Raw genomic sequence first — 17,602 nt, 5'->3', positions numbered from 1 at the left:
GATGCGCGTTATGGCGACACTCTCTGCTGTATGGTTAACCAATGAGTTAGGTAAGTACAAGGAAACAAATTGTTAAAGATTGTTAACACACATCTATAACATTGAAAATACGTGGAAAATACTATATAAGGAGTATGGGAAGACCATCTACTGCATAGAATAAGCTAGTCTACTAAATATTTGTTTTTTGGGTGGGAAGACAACCCTTATTTAATTATCCTTCACCGAAATGAGACAGCTCTCATCTTACTCAGGTCTGTCTCTAAATGGTTTCGGAGGGCGGACTGGCTTGTTGAATAGGCCAGGACGAAGTCACAGGTGGCCATGATGAGATTCCAGCGAGGACGGGCAGGGAGGGTATTAATATCGAGATATTTATCAAGGGTTTGGGCCCGTTCCCATCCATCCTGGTTGGTGTAGACCTTCCAGAGACCGGACTCTCGGGCCAGATCGAACTTATTGTTGCCGGTTGTTTCGGTCCAATACTCAATGGCAAGGTTCATTGCTGTTACGGCCAATTGACGTTTCCCCTCGGCTGTTTGCGGATTCTGTAGCCTATTGCTCATCCTTGCTAGAGCGGTATCAATGGCATTGATTTCATTGAGAATTGTGGACGGCTGCATGCTGGTAACGGGAAGAATTGTTTGCAGGGTTTCTTCCAGCCCTCGGAGTCGTATCTGGTTGTGGTTTAATTCCTTGACCAGGGCCAGGGGATTATTCTGGCTATTCGATCCATTGAGTTCTCTTCCATTTTTCTTGTCTCCCGGAAATTGATGGATCATGAAAATTGCGAAATTGTCCTCCTCCATTAAGAGCAGGGTACGCTCTACGTTCACTCTCTTATGTGTACCACTTGCCGCCATAATTTCGATATCCTGGTAAGAGGCTGCTGGGCTGTCTGTACCATCAGGGCTGTGTGCACCAAGATCCTCAAGCAGACACAAGGCCTTATCGGTAAGAATGGATCTCAGCGGCCGCCCCAGCAAGCCGTTATTGTCATAGCCCAACATCTCGGAGCAGACCTTATTGCAAAAGCAGATTTCTTCACTTTCATTGGAAGCCAAAAGAGCATCATCGACGGTGTCGAGCAGAATAGAGAGACGACGCTGGGTAAGTCGTAGCTCAAGTTCTGTTTCCTGCCGCAGTTGAAGTTCCCTTTTGAGGCGACTGTTTTCCGCTAGGGTTTGATAGGCATCTTTGACTTGCAAGAGGGAGCGGACACGGACAAGGAGCTCACTACTGGTGAACGGTTTGGTCAGGTAGTCGCTCGCGCCAGATTCAAAGCCTGCAACCAGATCCGCGGTGCGGTTTCGGGCTGTCACTATAATGATTGGCAGGATGGAGGCTGAATGTTTCATGCGTAACTGCTGACACACTTGATAGCCTGACATTCCGGGCATCATGATGTCCAGAAGGATCAGGTCCGGCAGTTTTTCCTGACAGAGAGCAAGGGCGTCAGCACCATTGGCAGCCGTGAGAACCTTAAACCCTGCAAGGCCCAGCTGGTTTACAGCTACCTGCAGGTTTACAGGTTCATCATCGACTGCAAGAATCGTTGGAGCGTTTGCGAAGAGGGGAGCCATTTCACTATTAGGTATTGGCTCAACTGAATCACTCATTGCAGACCGAGTTGGGGGCTGATACCTGTTTATGCCAGGCACGGGGATTTCGCCTTCTACGGCCTGCTCTGCCAGAGGAAGGTTGAGGAAAAAGGTCGAGCCCTTGCAAAGTTTTGATTGAACCTTGAGCGTGCCGTTATGAAGCTCCACGAGATCTTTGGTAATAGAGAGCCCCAGCCCCGTTCCACCAAAGTTTCTGGTCTCGGTGGAGTCCACCTGCTCAAAAGAGAGGAATATCTCTGCCAGTTTATCCTGGGCTATTCCGATACCTGTGTCGGTTATTGCCACCTGTAAAAACTGGTCGTTTGGTTCAGCTGTTATGGTCAGGCTGCCCGCAGGGGTGAACTTGATGCCGTTGCCAATAAGATTGAACAAGATCTGCTGCAGCCGATCTTCATCCGCCTGGACGAGTGGCAGTGAACCATCCAGGTTATTGACAAGGGCAATGCCTTTACCAGATGCCAGGGGATGCAAAACGGTACAGACTGTTTCAACAACATTTCCAAGGTCCACTGGTTTAAGATGCAGGGAGAGATCCTTATTTTTCAGACGGGAGAAGTCGAGGATATCGTTCACCAGGTTGGCGAGTCTTCTGCCACTGGCCACCACCAGATCAAGATTTCCCATGGCGGAAGCGGACAGGCTGCCTGTCGCCCCTGCTTGCATCGATTCGGCGATACCGATGATGCCCGCCAGGGGGGTGCGGAGTTCATGGGAGGTATTGGCAAGGAATTCGTCTTTTAAGGCATCAAGCCGGGATAGTTGGATATTTTTATGGCGCAGTTCAAGAGACAGTGCTTCTGTTTTGGCAAAAGTTTGAGAAAATCGAAGCGCGATGGCGCAGGCCTGGCAACTGACAAAGATCATCAGGGCGAAATGTCTCAGATAGATAAATTTTATAATTCCAAAGGCAGCAAGGAGATCACCAAATCCGAAGATGGCTAAGGTAATTCCACCAGCAGCCAGCAGTTGAGAGGACTGTCGCCCTCGGCGCAGCGCTTTAACAAGAATGACAAAAACAGAACATATGGCACAACCTGTCACAATATGGCCGATGGTCGAGGATACACCATATATTGGCTGAGAGGTGAATGTTAATGGCGTAAGAATAACGGCCAGGACCAGATGGGCTTTGGCCAGCCATTTTGGGGTCTCACGAGGGAAGAGAGCCTGCAGAAAAAAGAGCAGCAGAGGGACAGAAAAATAATACCCGATGATTTCGATGTGGTCAGCTGTATATAAGGAAATATTTGGAAAGAGAGAGAAAATCAGCCATCGGTCAGCCGCACTGGATACAATGCTAACGACCCATGTTAAACAAAATAGACTAAAGAACAGGGTTGACGGGTCTTGGCGACGTGAAAAAAACAGGACCAGATGAAAACACCCCATGAAAAGTAAAAGGCTGCTGAAGAAAACCACAAAACATCGCTGATGTTCCAGTGGTCGTATGATTTGGCTCTCCAGACCAATCTTGAACGGCTGGGCCATGCCACCAACCCAATATTTGGAACCTACAGCCTGTACGACCAGTTCGATTGAACCCGCTATAAAATCTGAATCAGAGAGGTGAATAGGCACAGGCTGTAGCTGACCGGGAACAACCTTTCCCGCTTCGTCTGCCACCTGGCCGTCTTTTCGACGCAGTTTGCCGTTCACCCAGAGACTATGGGCTGCCATCACACCATAGTTGAGGAGTACTAATTGGGGTTGTGTGGTTTGTGTTTTAATCAGCAGGCGATAGGTTGCGAAAGCATGAGCGGGAATCTCTGCGCGGTTCGCCTGATGATTGGCCCAGAAATCCGGTACTGAAAAGAAATCCGGATGTTTCAGTCTATCAGGACTGGAGAGATCCGATGGCGTGAGCAGCGTTTGGTCGTAAAACTCCCATTCGCCAAACAGTTCGACAGAACCGTCCCGTGCAAAATCCCACTCGGTGAGGTCGATAAAGCCTTGTTGGGCTGTTGGTTGATTCGGAGGCGTTTGCTCGCATCCTGCGAGCATTACACAAAACAGAAAAATCGTTAGAAAACGGACATTTTTTGTTATTTTCAAAGTGACCTGATGGTACATCAATTAATGTATGCTGCATCCTTTACCCATAAGGATTCCTGTAGCCAAGAAATCACTTCAAATAGCATTGGAATTATGCCATCCGTAGAATAATTGGTATCATTCAGACAGCATAACTATATAGTTTTGGGTGGTAATGCAAGAAATATGTTCTTTTTACCTGTTAGGCCAAATTGATTTTGGGAGAAGTGTGTCGCGTGTAATTGGAGTCACTGGTCGATGTGGCTAACCATATGAACAACTGCAGGAAATGAGAACGAGAAAGGTAAAAAAGGAGGGAGGTGAAGGGTATCAGCTTTTTTCAGATCGGGTGTGGGAGTTGTTGCTTTTTTCCTCTTATCTCTCTGGGCTGCGGTACCTTGACCGTGCTTTTCCCCACTCCAATACTAAATCACATGCAGAAATCAGCGATAGCTACTTGCAAACTGTAATCCCAAGCAATTGCTCACAAATCCGACATGCATTTCGTCACATCATCCCAATCCCTATATACTCACCCTTTTCGAAGTGTGGAACGAAGGATATCGCGGTGTTAAAAACCACAAAAGCCACCACAGTATCATGGGGATTAACCTTATAGGAGTGAAGCAGGGTCGCAATCTGAAATAAGCCAACCACCGCAATTACTATTATTGCTGCAAGGATTGCAATTGGCTGGTGCTGCAGCAAAGGGATACAATTTCATGCAGCCAATTATCTCCAAAATCAAAAAGATATTCAAACTTATCTTTGACAGATAACCCCAAGTCTTTGATTTTGGTTTTTGCTGCATTTTTTGGAGGTGTTCTAAACCCAAACATACCTCCCCCGTCTTGAAACGCTTGTGGATGTGTATATTCAGGGCAGTTTCTGAACCTGTCTTGACGCTTAGCACCACTTGTCATGTAGAATGAATATAAATGCTCATCATACCGGTCAAATGAATCAAATATAGTATCATGTAATTGATCGAGAGTTTGATTTTCATTGATGGCAATTGTACGCCAAGTTCGTTTATTGTGTGATAGTTTTACTTTAAATATGTAAATCATTTCGGCTTGTTGTGTTTTTATTCTTCCCAACGCCGCAAATAACCGGTTGGCGGCTATTCACGAAAACGGTTGAAAAATTAATAAAGTTTTTATAACCAAAGTGTTTCAAAAAACGCCGCTGTAAGCCAGTCCGCGTTAATTTGCATTGTTAGTTCTATTTGAAAGACATATAAATCTGACTGAAACACTTAATCTGTTCAGTTTTTTTCACTGTAAATAAGCCATTTAGGATAATACAGCCCCCATTGAATAGCAGATGATCTGAGTATGAATATAATACCGCCGGCGTAAATGATGTTAAAGCCATGCAGAGGGAAATAATAACGGAGGAGACAAAATACAATGGCTCCGAGCAGCGCAGGAGTCGCATAGAATTCCCTGCCTAAAAGCAGAGGCATTCGGCCTGTCAGTATGTCACGGATCATGCCGCCGGCGATTCCGGTGATAACCCCCATTAATACAGCAACCGGCTCGGTAAAGCCCAGATTAAGAGTTTGCTCCGTTGCAAGAACGGTAAAAAGTGATAGGCCGAATGCATCAACGAACAGCAGCAGTTTCAGAGCATGGCGCACATGCTGGATTAGAAAAAATGTTATGACAGAAGCCGCCACGGATATCCATAGATAAAGTAAATCGTTAGTCCAGAAGACCGGGCCAGAATCTATAATCACATCACGCAGAGTGCCGCCTCCGAGCGCTGTAACAACACCGAGCAGGACAACGCTGAATATATCCATCCCTTTTTTACCGGCTGCGATCACCCCTGTTATGGCAAAAGCGGCTATTCCGATTAATCCCATATAATAAATCATAATTTTTTACTGCCTGTAAAGAGTCGATTTCAACACAAGGAATACTAACGCCAAAATCACAGGTTTATCCGGTGCATTTTCTGGTTGGAAATAGCATCGCATCAACGACTCTTATTGCCCAGTCCCTCCTCTATTTCTTAGAGAAAAATCTCACAATGCCCCTGATGCAGGGGAAAATTATACGATCCTCCGGTGGTATAGAGCTGCACCTTCTTGTTGTCTCAGGTGCGACAATGAAAAAAAATAGCCAGGCGAAAATCTGTCATCCGATAAATCCGCAGCAATCGCCACTCTGGCAGTTGCTCAATACCCACTTTGCCGTGGTCGTTGGTTCTGTCCGTCATGCCATAATAAAAAGGTGGTTCAATTTGCCCATCACCTACTCATCACCTATTTGAAGCCCGATTTTATCCAGTTCAGTAAGAATCTGATGTTCAAAGAGATGAACTGGATTGCTGAGAATAGATGCAAAGCGATCTTTAACCTCGAGTGAAATGAGCCCATGGCAAAGCCCCCAGAGATGGAGCACCACATGGATAACCTCTGCAGGTGCTGCAACATTTCTCTCTCTTTTCAGTCGGTTAAGCTGTGAAACATACTCTGCAGGAAGACTCTTTAACTCACTGGGAATTTTTATGCACCCTGATTCCCATGCCTGATGAAATAGTTCACTGAAAATAGCATATACCGCTTCATGGGAACTGTTGATCGTTGATTGAAAGGAGACATCTCCCCATACATCCAGCTCGGTAAACAATCTGAAAGCATTAGGGTTAGTCACGGCCCACTCACGCCATGACTTATAAACCTGGAAGATTCGTTCAGCTAGCCTGCTTTCCGGAATGCTGTCCCTGGCAGATTCAAGTTCTTTCCGAAATGAAACAAGACTATCCCTGATAAGATCCTTCAACAGTGCATTACGGCTCTCATAATATCTGTAAAATGCAGGAGCCGTCATGCCCATGTTTCGTGAGATAGCATTGATTGAAATACCGGCGGCGCCTTTTTCTGCAATCTGTCCCCAGGCGACCTCCTTTATTTCCTGAATTGTTGCTTCCTTCACTCGTTCACGGCGTGTTTTCATTGTCCCCTGGCATTAAAAAGTATTGATAGTGTACTGCATTCATAAAAGATATGTTCATTCTCTCAAGACAAACAGAACCTCACTATAGTCGAAAAGCTGAGTAATGCGCACCTTCAATCGAACCATAACACAATATCCGGGATATCATGATATACAACGGAGACAGTGAATCATTTCGACAGCATACGGTTCATTATCTTTCCGCGGAGTTGTTTGAGCGGTTTACGGGAGGTGATGGTTAACGTATCAGACTCAACAGGGTAAGAAGTTAGCATTTCATACCCGTCTTGTGTAATCAGAACAGTATCTGAATGCCTGACCCCGCCGATTTCCTGAAAGTATAATCCGGGCTCTATGCTTATTACCATATTTTCAGCCAATACATCGTCACTCCCCTCTGCCAGCCATGGGCCTTCGTGATTACTTATCCCGATCCCATGCCCCGCTCTGTGCAGAATATTTTCTCCATATCCTTCTTTTGTCAAAAAGGACCTCACTACCGAATCAATTTCTGCTGCGGCGACTCCCGGCCGAACCATACCAAGAGCCATTCTCCTTGCTTTAAGCATGCAGCTGAACGCTCGTTGAATTTCCTGCTCAGGAGGCGACAGAAAGTACGTTCTCTCATTCTCCGCAGCGTACCCATTAACTCTGAGGTAACCAAGAGCAATGTGAGGGCCATCCTTTAACACATCATCAACCTTGGGTATGGAGTGCGGAATTGCACTGTCAGGAGCAACCCAGGAGCCAACCAATATACTGGTGGTAACAGGATCATATACCGTTTCCTGCAAAATCTGTTTTTGAATCTTCCGTCCCTGGCTGAAAAGCTCAAGCTCAGTCACCCCATAATATGCACTGTCGACAACATGAGAGACGGCCTGGTCGCAATAGCGGGCGCATTGGCGGATCTTTTCAATCTCTGTGTCTGACTTTACCAATCGTTGCTGCTCAATTAAGGTCAAGATTACAGTTTTCTCAGCATCAAGCGCCTTGTATAATTCAAGGTTCAGGTCAGGTTCAACCCCTATTGTTGTCATGCCCGACACACATTCCAGCAAAGCATCCTGCCACCTTTTCCCGGCTTTGGCCGGATATTCTGTGTAAGAGATGATTCGCCCCGCTCCGAGATATTTATCTAAATGCGACTTTTCCAATTCAGGAACAATATACTTTTCAGCCTCTTTAGGTTGTACTACCAGAAAAAAAGGGCGTTCCTGCTGTGCATATGTAAGTCCTGTCAGGTAGTAGATATTATCAGGGGTGGTTACCAAAAAAACATCCATCCCTTTTTGGCTGATTGTATCCTGTAACTTTTTCAGACGATAACGATGCTCTTCATTACTCATTGTATTTCTCCGGTAAGACGATCACACCATCTTATTGAGGCCTGGATGCTCTTATCAGAACATGTATTCAACGCCGAGTGCTGCACACAGTGCATCTTTTTTGTACGTAACACCTGAAGAGGTCGTTTCGTCGTCGTAGAATGTATTGAATATTCCTAGACTTACATTCATCTTCTCATTTACGCTCCAGACCCCGCCCGCTCCTATAGAGTGATTGTCCAGAAGAGGGTTTTCCGGCTGCATTTCATCAGCACCTATCTCTAATTCATTATACAGGTACCCAGCACTTACCAGTAGCTTGGGCGAGGTCTTGTACTCTATAGCCAGCCCGGCTTCCCAGCTGTTGCCTGCCCCCTGCAATCGTGCATCCTCCCACGTAGCATCATCTTCGAGATAATAGGTAAAAGAGGTCTCTAGCCTCCATGAAGGTGCAGGTTTATAAGAAAGCCCCACTGAGATTAAGCCCGGAAGATCTTCCCGCTGCTTAACGCCATCACCCATACCCATACGGCTTGTCAATCCCAGATCGTCTCTTGCCACTGATGATTCGAAGTCTATTTTAGTAGAACTCTCAAGCCGCATACCGATATTGAGATTTTCAGATGGACTGATATTTACCCCCAGTATCCCCCCGACACCTGTTGCATCCCGTTCAAGATCGAGTTTTATAACCGTATCGCCTGCGGCTCCCGTGGAACCGATAATTCCTTCAAATTCCTGATAGGCATAGATGTACCTCATACCCAGAGAAAGTGACAATGTATCATTAACAGCATATGCACCACCTAGCGTGAAACCGGTATAGGTTGTCATGGCATTGAGAGACATATTGCTTATTGTCGCGGCCATGCCGGAGCTTATCAATTCACCAGCGATTGCTGCTGTCCTTGCATTGCCATTTTCATAATCAACTCTTCCACCGCCTCCTGGAAAGGTGATAGCAAAATACCCAGCCCATTTATCCTGTTTATAGACAGAAAATAATCCGGGAATAACAGATGGTTCATCACTTTCCAGATCTCCATAACCGGGCACTGTATTCGTGTAGGTCTTGCCAACATACTGAATCTCACCCCGCACATGAATACCATTGACAAGTTTCATAACTCCTGCCGGATTGTAGGCAGCAACATCTACTCCTTCTGTAGCAGCTGCACGGTTCAAGGTTCGATAATAATCAGCACTATACCCCTGTTTATTCACGATACCCGAGCCATAGGCAAAGGTTGAAAACATGAAACACATACCAGCTGTACTAAGCATTACACATTGATTCCTGTTCATGACACCTCCAGAGAAGATTTTTAAACAGCATTCACTTTAGTTACTACTATTAACTTATGCAAATACACTTCACAATAGCCAATGTCAAGGGCATTTATCGGAAGTCAAGAACTGGAAAACTGCGATGAATGTGGTATCAATTGGGGAAGAAAATCAAAATGCATAAAGGAGGGTCAAGATTTACCGATGTTTTAAGCTTTTGGGTAAGTGTTTTAATTCTTTCTCCAGATTTGTTGGGCCATGATATTTGTAACTGACGTGATAGTGGCTCTCTAACTACTGCAGCTAAGTAAATTACCCCATCTGCAGTTAATGTAAGCCGCATGGTCAAGTATTTACTTGTTATTTCAAGTCGTTTCCCATGATTGTTTCTTTATTTATAGAATAATATCTTTACCGTCTACTCCGATACATTCAACAATCCTGAGAAATGCAACTATTTCGTCTATGGAATTTGGGTATCAAAACCCTTCATCATTGTTTATATATTTTTTTAATCTCTAACGTTAGGCACAGAGGATTTTGCCTGAAAGCATTGACCAGTAATCAAGCTACGGCTATTGGAAAAGCAACAGAGTTCAAAATAGCCAGGACCGGCAAGATTATTTGTGTAGCGCCTTGTTATAATATATAGCACTTACCAACTACAAATATTCCTGACATTTTTACAGAGTGGCCAATATTCTTTGACCGACACAATATCGTTGGTGTCTGCGTCAATTGTTTGATAAGGAAATTGCTCTTCTAGATATTTTTTTGTTTTTAATTCCCTATTGTTCTTCTCTTGAACACTTTCATGTTTTTTATCACTAATTTTTACAGTTAATTCTTTATCAATATCAATGAGTAAGCCTATCTTGCGATCTACGCTCCATTCATTGTGCGACTCCCAAGGATTATCCGTTGTATTTAGAACTGTAAAATACTTATAGCCACGATTTTCAGCTATAACGCTAAAGCTACACAATGAAAACACTATGGCACCAGCGTACGATCCTCTTTTGTTAACAGTTTCTCGCACCACAGAAATATTGTCTGAATGACTTAGCTCCTCGACGACGATGCTCATATTTTTTGAACCAAGTTTTTCGGTATCAAATGAATATAACTTGTCAGGGGCATTCTTATTTGTAAGGCCGCAGCCGCTAGTGATGAGCAATACCAAAAAAATACTTGAAACAATTATGTATTGTTTTGTCATATTATAACGTCTTGCTCACGGAAACAAAAACGAGCGTAGCAGTATGTGTCCGCGTGCAGCAATTTGTTCCGGGATAAGATCGTGGTTCGTTCCTCACACGATCTATCCTTAGTCGTTAAATTTTTCTATTCAAAATCGAATGCCTCTGACCCTTGACCACTTTCTATTACCTTCAGGCCACTGAAGCTCACGCCTGCTCCGTGTTCATCTTCCCATGTGCAGCCAAACTCTATACCAAACCTAGGCTCACTTCTAGTTCCACTCCCTTTCACATGAATAGCAACAATACCGCAAAGCTTAGCAAGATCAGCAAAAGAAGATATTTCGGGAACAACTTCGTCGGGGTCCTCATCAATGAGACTTTCAATAACAAGATCACGCATTTCCCAATATTGTTCGACGAAGGATTTTAGGGAAGTCTCTAATAATTCCTTACCATTCGCGTCTACCCAATTTACGATGCTTAGAAAAAGCTCTGTATCTAACTCTTTGTCGCAACAAAAATGCACTTCTCCGTCCGAAGCCTCAGAGCTAGAAACGGAACCATACATACCGTTTCTTATTTGAAGCCCTGCGAAACCATCAACAATCGTCGAGGTGTATTTAAAATATTCATCCACATTGGTTTTAGGATATTTTGATGGGTTTACGTTATACATTGGTCCCCCTGATGGAAATCTGACGTTTTAATAACCTGCTGCAACAAATCTTGGTGCAGGGTGTTTGAGTTACTTATGAGTTTTGGAGCAGTTCCCAACTCCAAAATACCGCAATTGTGTTGCAGTCTGTGCTGATTAGTTGGTTATGGTTTTTTATTCATTTTATTTCAAGTTGTTATTTGCCAAGCGCAGGAGTTACTCAAATTGTTTTTGTAGCAAGTTGCTACTTGGAATTAGGTATTAATTTCAAGATAACTAACCCTAGAAAGAGTTTTAAAGTAGAACCCCCTCTCACCTGATGGTTGCCCATCAGAAATATCTACTTCCTCAGGCCACATATCTAAAATATGATCATATATTTCGAGAAATTTCATTTTTCTAACGCATAACCGCCCGAGCTAACTGGCCGCGGCGCTGTTCCCGCGGTCATTGTTGAGCGAATTGTTAACCTTTAATATTATTCATAAATTTATAAGGAACTAACATTGGAACATTCGATTGATATTTAATATAGTCTTCACCAATCTCCTCGACCAAGTCTTTCTCTTCAAGTTTTGTCCCTAAAACTACCCAACATGACCAAATTAATGCGAAAAGCAATCTGTCAGTGGACATGACTGGATAAAGCCAAATCATTGCTAAAATGAAAAAATAAAATGGATGTCTTGTAATTTTGTATGGGCCGCGCAAAACAAAATCCTGAGTTTTTGTTTTTCTGTTCTTCAAATAGTTTAAGATTTGTTTTCTGCCGAAAGGATCAAAATTAGATAAAGAAAATATGGCCCATATTAGGCCAACTATAGCGATGATTATGAAAATAAATAGCAAAAAACGGTAAGGATAAGGTACAGAGAAAATGATGAAATCAGTTTGTTGCCAAAATACAACTGTGGCCCCTAAGAGTAAACCAGAAGTAATTGAATGAAATGAATAAAATGTCTCCTTCGGTAGATATTGATCTATTCTATTTCTGACTGATTTACGTATCAACAAACTGTGTTGAGTAAAATAAATCGATGAAAGCAGTAAATTGAAAATGATGATCATTGACTGGTTAAGATTTAGTTCAACAAGGTTTAATGGCCCGAACAGTACAAAATGAAAAAATAGAAGCAAAGAAATACTACCAATAATCACCGACAACCATGACAGTAACTTGTAATTTAGATGCATTGTATCCATATCCTATTTTTTATAGGTCCGTCGAATTTTATCTGTAGGTTAACGGGAAATTCATCGAAAACGCGCTTTTTGCGGTTTCCGGTGAAATGATTTGTTAGCAAATTATTATTATTTTTAAGTATGTTGCGGTATATTTCTTTCAAGCCAGGTTATACCTTCTTTATAATTTTCCATTGCTTTCTCAAGCTTTGGATTTCTCGCGTATGTAGCAAATAATTCTTTGAATTCCGTGTAATATTTTTTAGCCTTGTCTGTCTTATGTGCTGAGACAGCAGCCATAGATGCACAAAAAATATATCTAATGGATTGGCTACTCCATAGAGCGCTGTACTTAGCTCTAAAGCTTCAATAGCATTTTCAAATGCTATTAAACTTTTCTGATAATCCTTAACCTCATACAGTAGATCAAAGCCTTCTTGCCGCCATAATGGAGCAAGATATTTTTTATTGAAATGGTTTAGGCTTTTATGTCTGAGATTTCTTACCTCAGTATGTTTACCTTTTTTTACTAGTGATTCTATGTCACTATGGATGACAAGAAGTCTAAATGAGGGACTGATCAACCCAAACAACGTTTTGATAACCTGCCGCGGGAAAAGAATTATTGGTCCAATAGCTCATAGGGTAAATGAATATCCTTGAACTTTGTTGCAGAGCTAGGCCCGTGGTCAGTGTTCATTAATTGATTATCTGATTTTTTTAATGTGAATGCAGAATTTTTGGAGAAAGAGGTTTAACTCTTTTCCAAGACTTTGATTCTCTTTCTGCATTCCATAAATCATAATTCTTTTGTAAATTTAACCACAAATCAGGTGATGTACTAAAAGCCCTAGATAGCCTCAGTGCCATGTCAGGAGTTACAGAGCCTCTTTCATTTAGAATTTTAGACAAAGTTTTCCTTGAGACACCTAAGTTTTCAGCCATATCTTTGATAGATATAGAGAGAGGAACTAGATAGTCTTCTTTAACAATAACACCTGGGTGCGTTGGTTTTCTTTCCATTTTCTGCATACCACCTCCCTAGTGATAATCATCGTAGTCAACAATATATGCATCACCATCTTTAAATTCGAAAAAGACTCTCCAATTCCCAGATACTTTCACTGAGAATTGGCCAGCTTTATCGCCTTTTAGCTCATGTAAATTAGAACCAGGGTAATTCATATCTTTTATGTCACTTGATGCATTCAAACGGTCTAAAAGCCTTGAAAGACGAGAAGAATGATCAGCCCTTATTCCTTTCTTGCTTCCAGTAAAAAAGAATTGTTCTAATCCTTTATGTTTGAATGATTTAATCATGACTAGAGCGTAACCTTCCAGGTTACGAATGTCAATTTGAAAAAGATAACGTGGACATAACCGGCGCGGGTCACCGCGTCCGTGTTGATGGATTTGTTGTGCATGGTTTTCATTTCAGAAGGTTGGATCGCTTTCATTTTGTTTTTTTTCTAATGCTCTTCTGCCAATAGCCTCTACTTCTTTGTTAAATTTTTCTGGTTCTTCCAGAAAAGGGTAATGCGCAGAATGTTCGAACCACACCATTTCCTTATAGGGGGCTCGAAGTTCTTGGACGTATTGTTCAGCTAAGGACGCAGGTGCGTTATAATCATGCCGCCCAAGGAAAAAATAAACTGGAACCTCAACTTGCGTTACTTGACTAGATAGATCTGCCTCGAGTAATTCTTCATATATGGAAGTCATAAAGAACTTTATTCCCCACATGATTTTAAAAAGATCCCAATAGGAATACTCTTTGGACTTTGTGTACATTTCTCCTGAAAAATATTGTTTACCGAGAGCCGTCTTTTTCAAATTGTTTTTATCGTGTATAACGCCGTTAAATTCTTGTAGCCATTTCCCTTTTACCTTAAATGAATGCATTAGGTCACTTTTGGCATATGGAGGGAACCCCAATTTTGTGAGTTCGGTCAACGCTTTCTTGTTGTTGTGTTTCCTGGCTTCAGCCAAGATATAGTTGTAGCCAATTTTTTCATTCTCAACGAAATTAACCACCTGACACACTGCGATATTGGCATAAAACAAGTCAGGTCGCTTTTGGGTTACTCCCATGGTGATCGCACTTCCAAGTGACCAGCCCATAATAAATAGTTTCTCTTGATTAAACTCGGTAAGTAAAAGCTCTGCAAGTTCTTCGGTGTCATTGATAAGATGTTCGAAGGTCATATCTTGGACACCAGGTTTATTGAAGTAAGATTTACCGGTTCCACGTATATCCCAGTGTACAACTATAAAATGTTGTTCCAACTCGCTATTGCTTTTGGACATTACAGGTAGGATGCTTACTCCACCACCTGGGATAATCAGTAAAATTGGATTGTTTCGGTTATTGCCTCTTATTATAATACTTTGTTTTACTCCTCCGATGATAACTTCTCTAATTTCCGCAACACTATCTGATTTGATTTGACCGTTGACATCTCTAAATTCTGGTGTGTACGTGGCGCAACCGGAAAGAACTATTGCGCTAAGGCTAAAAAGGAAGACAAGCTTGGAAATTACCGATTTGGGTATGAACATGAGAAAGATTCCTATGGTCATTCTTGTATATTTTCTTATGCACAACGTGGAATTCTGCGGACCCGCACTGTTTGTTGGGTCCGCAGAAATGGCTTGTTGTATAAATAATTATATGTTTTTGTCTTTCTTTATGCTTTTATGCCGTTTTTTTTTTTTTTTTTTTTTTTTTTTTTCGTTAACGCAGTTTGTCTTTTGAAATGGCAACCTATGCTATACTAATTCGTGTGATTCTCAATTAAGGCTAAGCGAATTCCCAGACATATAAGCATAGAGCCTAAAATTCGGTCAAGTAAGGTAGAGAATTGACTGTTGTTGCGGAAAAAAATCGTTGTTCGAGCAGCAGTTAAAACGAGGACAGACTCAATTACCATACCGATTAAATTTACGAGAAAACCGAGTATAAGAATCTGAGCCGGTGCGTGTCCCAGTTCCGGACGAACAAATTGTGGCAAAAAGGCTATAAAAAAAAAAAATGGCAACTTTAGGGTTTAAGATATCGATCAACGCCCCTTGCCTGAAAGCTTTCCAGAATGTTGATTGATCCTGTTTTTTAACAGGAATATCAAAAGATATCCTTTTCAACCTTAAAGCCTTTATCCCCAGATAAACAAGATATGCTGCACCGACATACTTAACAACACCGAAGGCCATGGCGGAGGTTGCAAGTATCGCTGAAAGGCCAAATGCTGCTGCAAAAATATGCACTAAAGACCCACTACAGACCCCCAAAGATGATGCAATTCTAATCTTTCGTCCTTGAGCTATTGTCCTAGAAAGGATGTAGAGCATATCTGGACCAGGTGTGATATTTATCGCAATGGCTGCAGATAAAAATAATAACCAATAAGAGTATGATTCCATCATTAAATCCTTTTGATGCCTTGATGTAGTTACTTCGTGAAGATTTTATTATTATTTTTTCATTAAGGCCGGTAGGCCTTTATATACAATCTGGATAGGGAGGAACCTCACGGTTCCTCTCCTCCCACACCACCGGGCGTACGGATCACGTACCACGGCGGTTCGGTTGATTGAGTCATGCTACCAGTCAGTTAGTGATGGTAACCCTCGTTCCACGAAATATGTTTTCGGCATAGCATAGTTAAGGGCTGGACTGTGGCTCAATCGCCATGGTCCATGTGCTGACTTGCTAGTGTTCCAAGCAAGTCTAACACTTATCCCTAATTCACGTAATCGGCGGTATCCTGAACGCCCCCACTGTTTCCACGCATAGCATCGCAACCTCCTGCGTATCCATTTATCAAGTTCAGTAAATGGACGTTTGATTTCATTCAACTGGTAATATCCTACCCAGCCGCGCAGATATTTAGAAAGTTCCTCAACTATTGTATCAAAACTGAGGCCACGAGTACGTTTGGTGATCACTCTTACTTTCTGTTTAAGAGCGCGTTCTGACTCTGGACTTACCCTGATACGCACATCTTTATGTGTCCTGAAGGTGAAACCGAGAAATTTACGTCGCCAAGGACGATCTACAGCACTTTTCTCTTCATTTACATTCAGTTTAAGCCTTCTCGACAGGAAATGGCTGACACTTCGCATCACCCTGTTTCCTGCCCTTCTGCTCTTCACATATATGTTACAGTCATCAGCATAGCGAGCGAACTTATGTCCTCTGCGCTCAAGTTCCTTATCCAGATCATCCAGCAACAGGTTCGAAAGCAGCGGTGAGAGAGGCCCACCCTGAGGGGTGCCTTCATCTGAATCTTGATAACCTGCATGACTCAGCACACCTGCCTTTAAATACCTGTATATCAAAACGACGACTACTGGATCATCGACTCGTTGTTGTACACGATGCATCAATACATCATGGTTAACGCGATCAAAGAACTTCTCAAGATCCATGTCAACTACCCACTTATGCCCGCATCTTATAAATCCACGGGCAGCGCGTACAGCTTGATGAGCGTTGCGCTCGGGACGAAAGCCATAGCTAGAATCAGAAAAGGTCGGGTCCCATTCACGTTGCAACACCTGCAGAAGAGCCTGCTGGATCAATCTATCCACAACTGTTGGAATACCCAAGTGCCTTTCACCGCCACCCGGCTTAGCAATAGTAACCCGCTTTACCGGCTGCGGCTTGTAACTACCGGTACGTAATTCCACACGTAGCCGGGGCCAGTGCTCCTTCAGATAGGCTGGAAGTTCGTCAACATTTAATCCGTCAACTCCTCCACAACCCTTATTCTCCATTACCTGCTGAAGCGCTGTAAACATATTACCGCGTTCAAGCACACGCTCAAGCAAAGGTTCTGCTATTACATGTTTGACCGGAGCGCCTTCTTTCATATTCATAAAACGAATTTCATCCCCTTTAGTTCTAAAGGGCAACCGCAGTTGTTTGCCTGATGCTATACCCGTCTTCGTCATATGACTGACTACTCTCTTCATTTGATCCCTTATGGGAACCGTTCAGGCCTTCAGCGGGTGAGTCCTCCCGGCTTTTCTATTCACCGAGCTCGTTTCCACATCATGCGTTTCCACATGATTTCGCCTACTATGCCTTCTGCTGACTTCTCCTCAATGATCAGAATTGATTACTCAATTCCCAGCCAATTTCCGCTGCACGCAACTTCCCTGGGCAATTGGGGAGATCTCCCGAGGTAAGGCATGAAACTTTCATCGCGTAAACGCCGGATTTATAAAACATACCCAAATCGCAGATGGAGGACTTCGCGGTCACGTGCCCGCTGGTCCCGAGTATGTCACACCTCGTATCCGGTTCCTGTTCGTCGCCCCGCGACTT

Annotated in this window: 16 protein-coding genes and 1 pseudogene; 1 reads left to right on the top strand and 16 read right to left on the bottom strand. The window is 43.0% G+C overall.

The window, feature by feature from the left end:
• Positions 1-221: 221 nt before the first annotated feature.
• The 4 genes from ACX6CI_RS03450 to ACX6CI_RS03435 all read right to left on the bottom strand — a co-directional run bounded on the left by ACX6CI_RS03450 (position 222) and on the right by ACX6CI_RS03435 (position 5,523).
• Positions 222-3,674: a response regulator gene (locus ACX6CI_RS03450; protein WP_458776782.1), complete on the bottom strand. Its 3,453-nt coding sequence runs from the start codon at positions 3,672-3,674 to the stop codon at positions 222-224.
• Between the two features lie 486 nt (positions 3,675-4,160).
• Positions 4,161-4,310, bottom strand: coding sequence for a hypothetical protein (locus ACX6CI_RS03445; protein ID WP_458776781.1), 150 nt, complete (start codon positions 4,308-4,310; stop codon positions 4,161-4,163).
• A gap of 11 nt (positions 4,311-4,321) precedes the next feature.
• Positions 4,322-4,753, bottom strand: coding sequence for a plasmid pRiA4b ORF-3 family protein (locus ACX6CI_RS03440; RefSeq protein WP_458776780.1), 432 nt, complete (start codon positions 4,751-4,753; stop codon positions 4,322-4,324).
• 167 nt (positions 4,754-4,920) lie between these two features.
• On the bottom strand, positions 4,921-5,523 hold the full coding sequence (locus ACX6CI_RS03435; RefSeq protein WP_458776779.1) for a trimeric intracellular cation channel family protein: 603 nt from the start codon (positions 5,521-5,523) through the stop codon (positions 4,921-4,923).
• 83 nt (positions 5,524-5,606) lie between these two features.
• On the opposite strand from ACX6CI_RS03435, the gene ACX6CI_RS03430 reads away from it, so the two are divergent.
• Positions 5,607-5,933, top strand: coding sequence for a hypothetical protein (locus ACX6CI_RS03430; RefSeq protein ID WP_458776778.1), 327 nt, complete (start codon positions 5,607-5,609; stop codon positions 5,931-5,933).
• Here the strand turns inward: ACX6CI_RS03430 and ACX6CI_RS03425 are convergent.
• The 12 genes and pseudogenes from ACX6CI_RS03425 to ltrA all read right to left on the bottom strand — a co-directional run bounded on the left by ACX6CI_RS03425 (position 5,915) and on the right by ltrA (position 17,247).
• Positions 5,915-6,619 (bottom strand): TetR/AcrR family transcriptional regulator, encoded by a 705-nt coding sequence (locus tag ACX6CI_RS03425; RefSeq protein ID WP_458776777.1) that lies wholly within the window; start codon positions 6,617-6,619, stop codon positions 5,915-5,917. The genes ACX6CI_RS03430 and ACX6CI_RS03425 overlap by 19 nt on opposite strands.
• 170 nt (positions 6,620-6,789) lie before the next feature.
• The gene (locus tag ACX6CI_RS03420; protein ID WP_458776776.1) at positions 6,790-7,968 is read right to left on the bottom strand and encodes a M24 family metallopeptidase; all 1,179 of its coding nucleotides are present in this window, start codon (positions 7,966-7,968) and stop codon (positions 6,790-6,792) included.
• A gap of 54 nt (positions 7,969-8,022) precedes the next feature.
• The gene (locus ACX6CI_RS03415; RefSeq protein ID WP_458776775.1) at positions 8,023-9,252 is read right to left on the bottom strand and encodes an OmpP1/FadL family transporter; all 1,230 of its coding nucleotides are present in this window, start codon (positions 9,250-9,252) and stop codon (positions 8,023-8,025) included.
• Between the two features lie 637 nt (positions 9,253-9,889).
• Positions 9,890-10,453 (bottom strand): hypothetical protein, encoded by a 564-nt coding sequence (locus tag ACX6CI_RS03410; RefSeq protein ID WP_458776774.1) that lies wholly within the window; start codon positions 10,451-10,453, stop codon positions 9,890-9,892.
• Positions 10,454-10,578: 125 nt separating this feature from the next.
• Positions 10,579-11,112, bottom strand: coding sequence for a DUF6985 domain-containing protein (locus ACX6CI_RS03405; protein WP_458776773.1), 534 nt, complete (start codon positions 11,110-11,112; stop codon positions 10,579-10,581).
• A 444-nt stretch (positions 11,113-11,556) separates the two neighbouring features.
• Positions 11,557-12,294: a methyltransferase family protein gene (locus tag ACX6CI_RS03400; protein WP_458776772.1), complete on the bottom strand. Its 738-nt coding sequence runs from the start codon at positions 12,292-12,294 to the stop codon at positions 11,557-11,559.
• A gap of 114 nt (positions 12,295-12,408) precedes the next feature.
• On the bottom strand, positions 12,409-12,573 hold the full coding sequence (locus ACX6CI_RS03395; RefSeq protein ID WP_458776771.1) for a hypothetical protein: 165 nt from the start codon (positions 12,571-12,573) through the stop codon (positions 12,409-12,411).
• A gap of 420 nt (positions 12,574-12,993) precedes the next feature.
• Positions 12,994-13,305, bottom strand: coding sequence for a HigA family addiction module antitoxin (locus ACX6CI_RS03390; RefSeq protein WP_458776770.1), 312 nt, complete (start codon positions 13,303-13,305; stop codon positions 12,994-12,996).
• 9 nt (positions 13,306-13,314) lie between these two features.
• Entirely contained in the window at positions 13,315-13,593 is a 279-nt protein-coding gene (locus tag ACX6CI_RS03385) for a type II toxin-antitoxin system RelE/ParE family toxin (protein ID WP_458776769.1), read from the bottom strand.
• 114 nt (positions 13,594-13,707) lie between these two features.
• Entirely contained in the window at positions 13,708-14,832 is a 1,125-nt protein-coding gene (locus ACX6CI_RS03380; RefSeq protein WP_458776768.1) for an alpha/beta fold hydrolase, read from the bottom strand.
• 215 nt (positions 14,833-15,047) lie between these two features.
• Positions 15,048-15,693 (bottom strand): annotated as a pseudogene (locus tag ACX6CI_RS03375) (LysE family translocator).
• A gap of 180 nt (positions 15,694-15,873) precedes the next feature.
• Entirely contained in the window at positions 15,874-17,247 is a 1,374-nt protein-coding gene (ltrA, locus tag ACX6CI_RS03370) for a group II intron reverse transcriptase/maturase (protein ID WP_458776767.1), read from the bottom strand.
• Positions 17,248-17,602 lie beyond the last annotated feature (355 nt).

It is taken from the genome of Desulforhopalus glucosivorans, from assembly GCF_054397165.1.
Note: the sequence above shows the minus strand (reverse complement) of the source record. Positions and strands in the feature narration are given on the sequence as shown.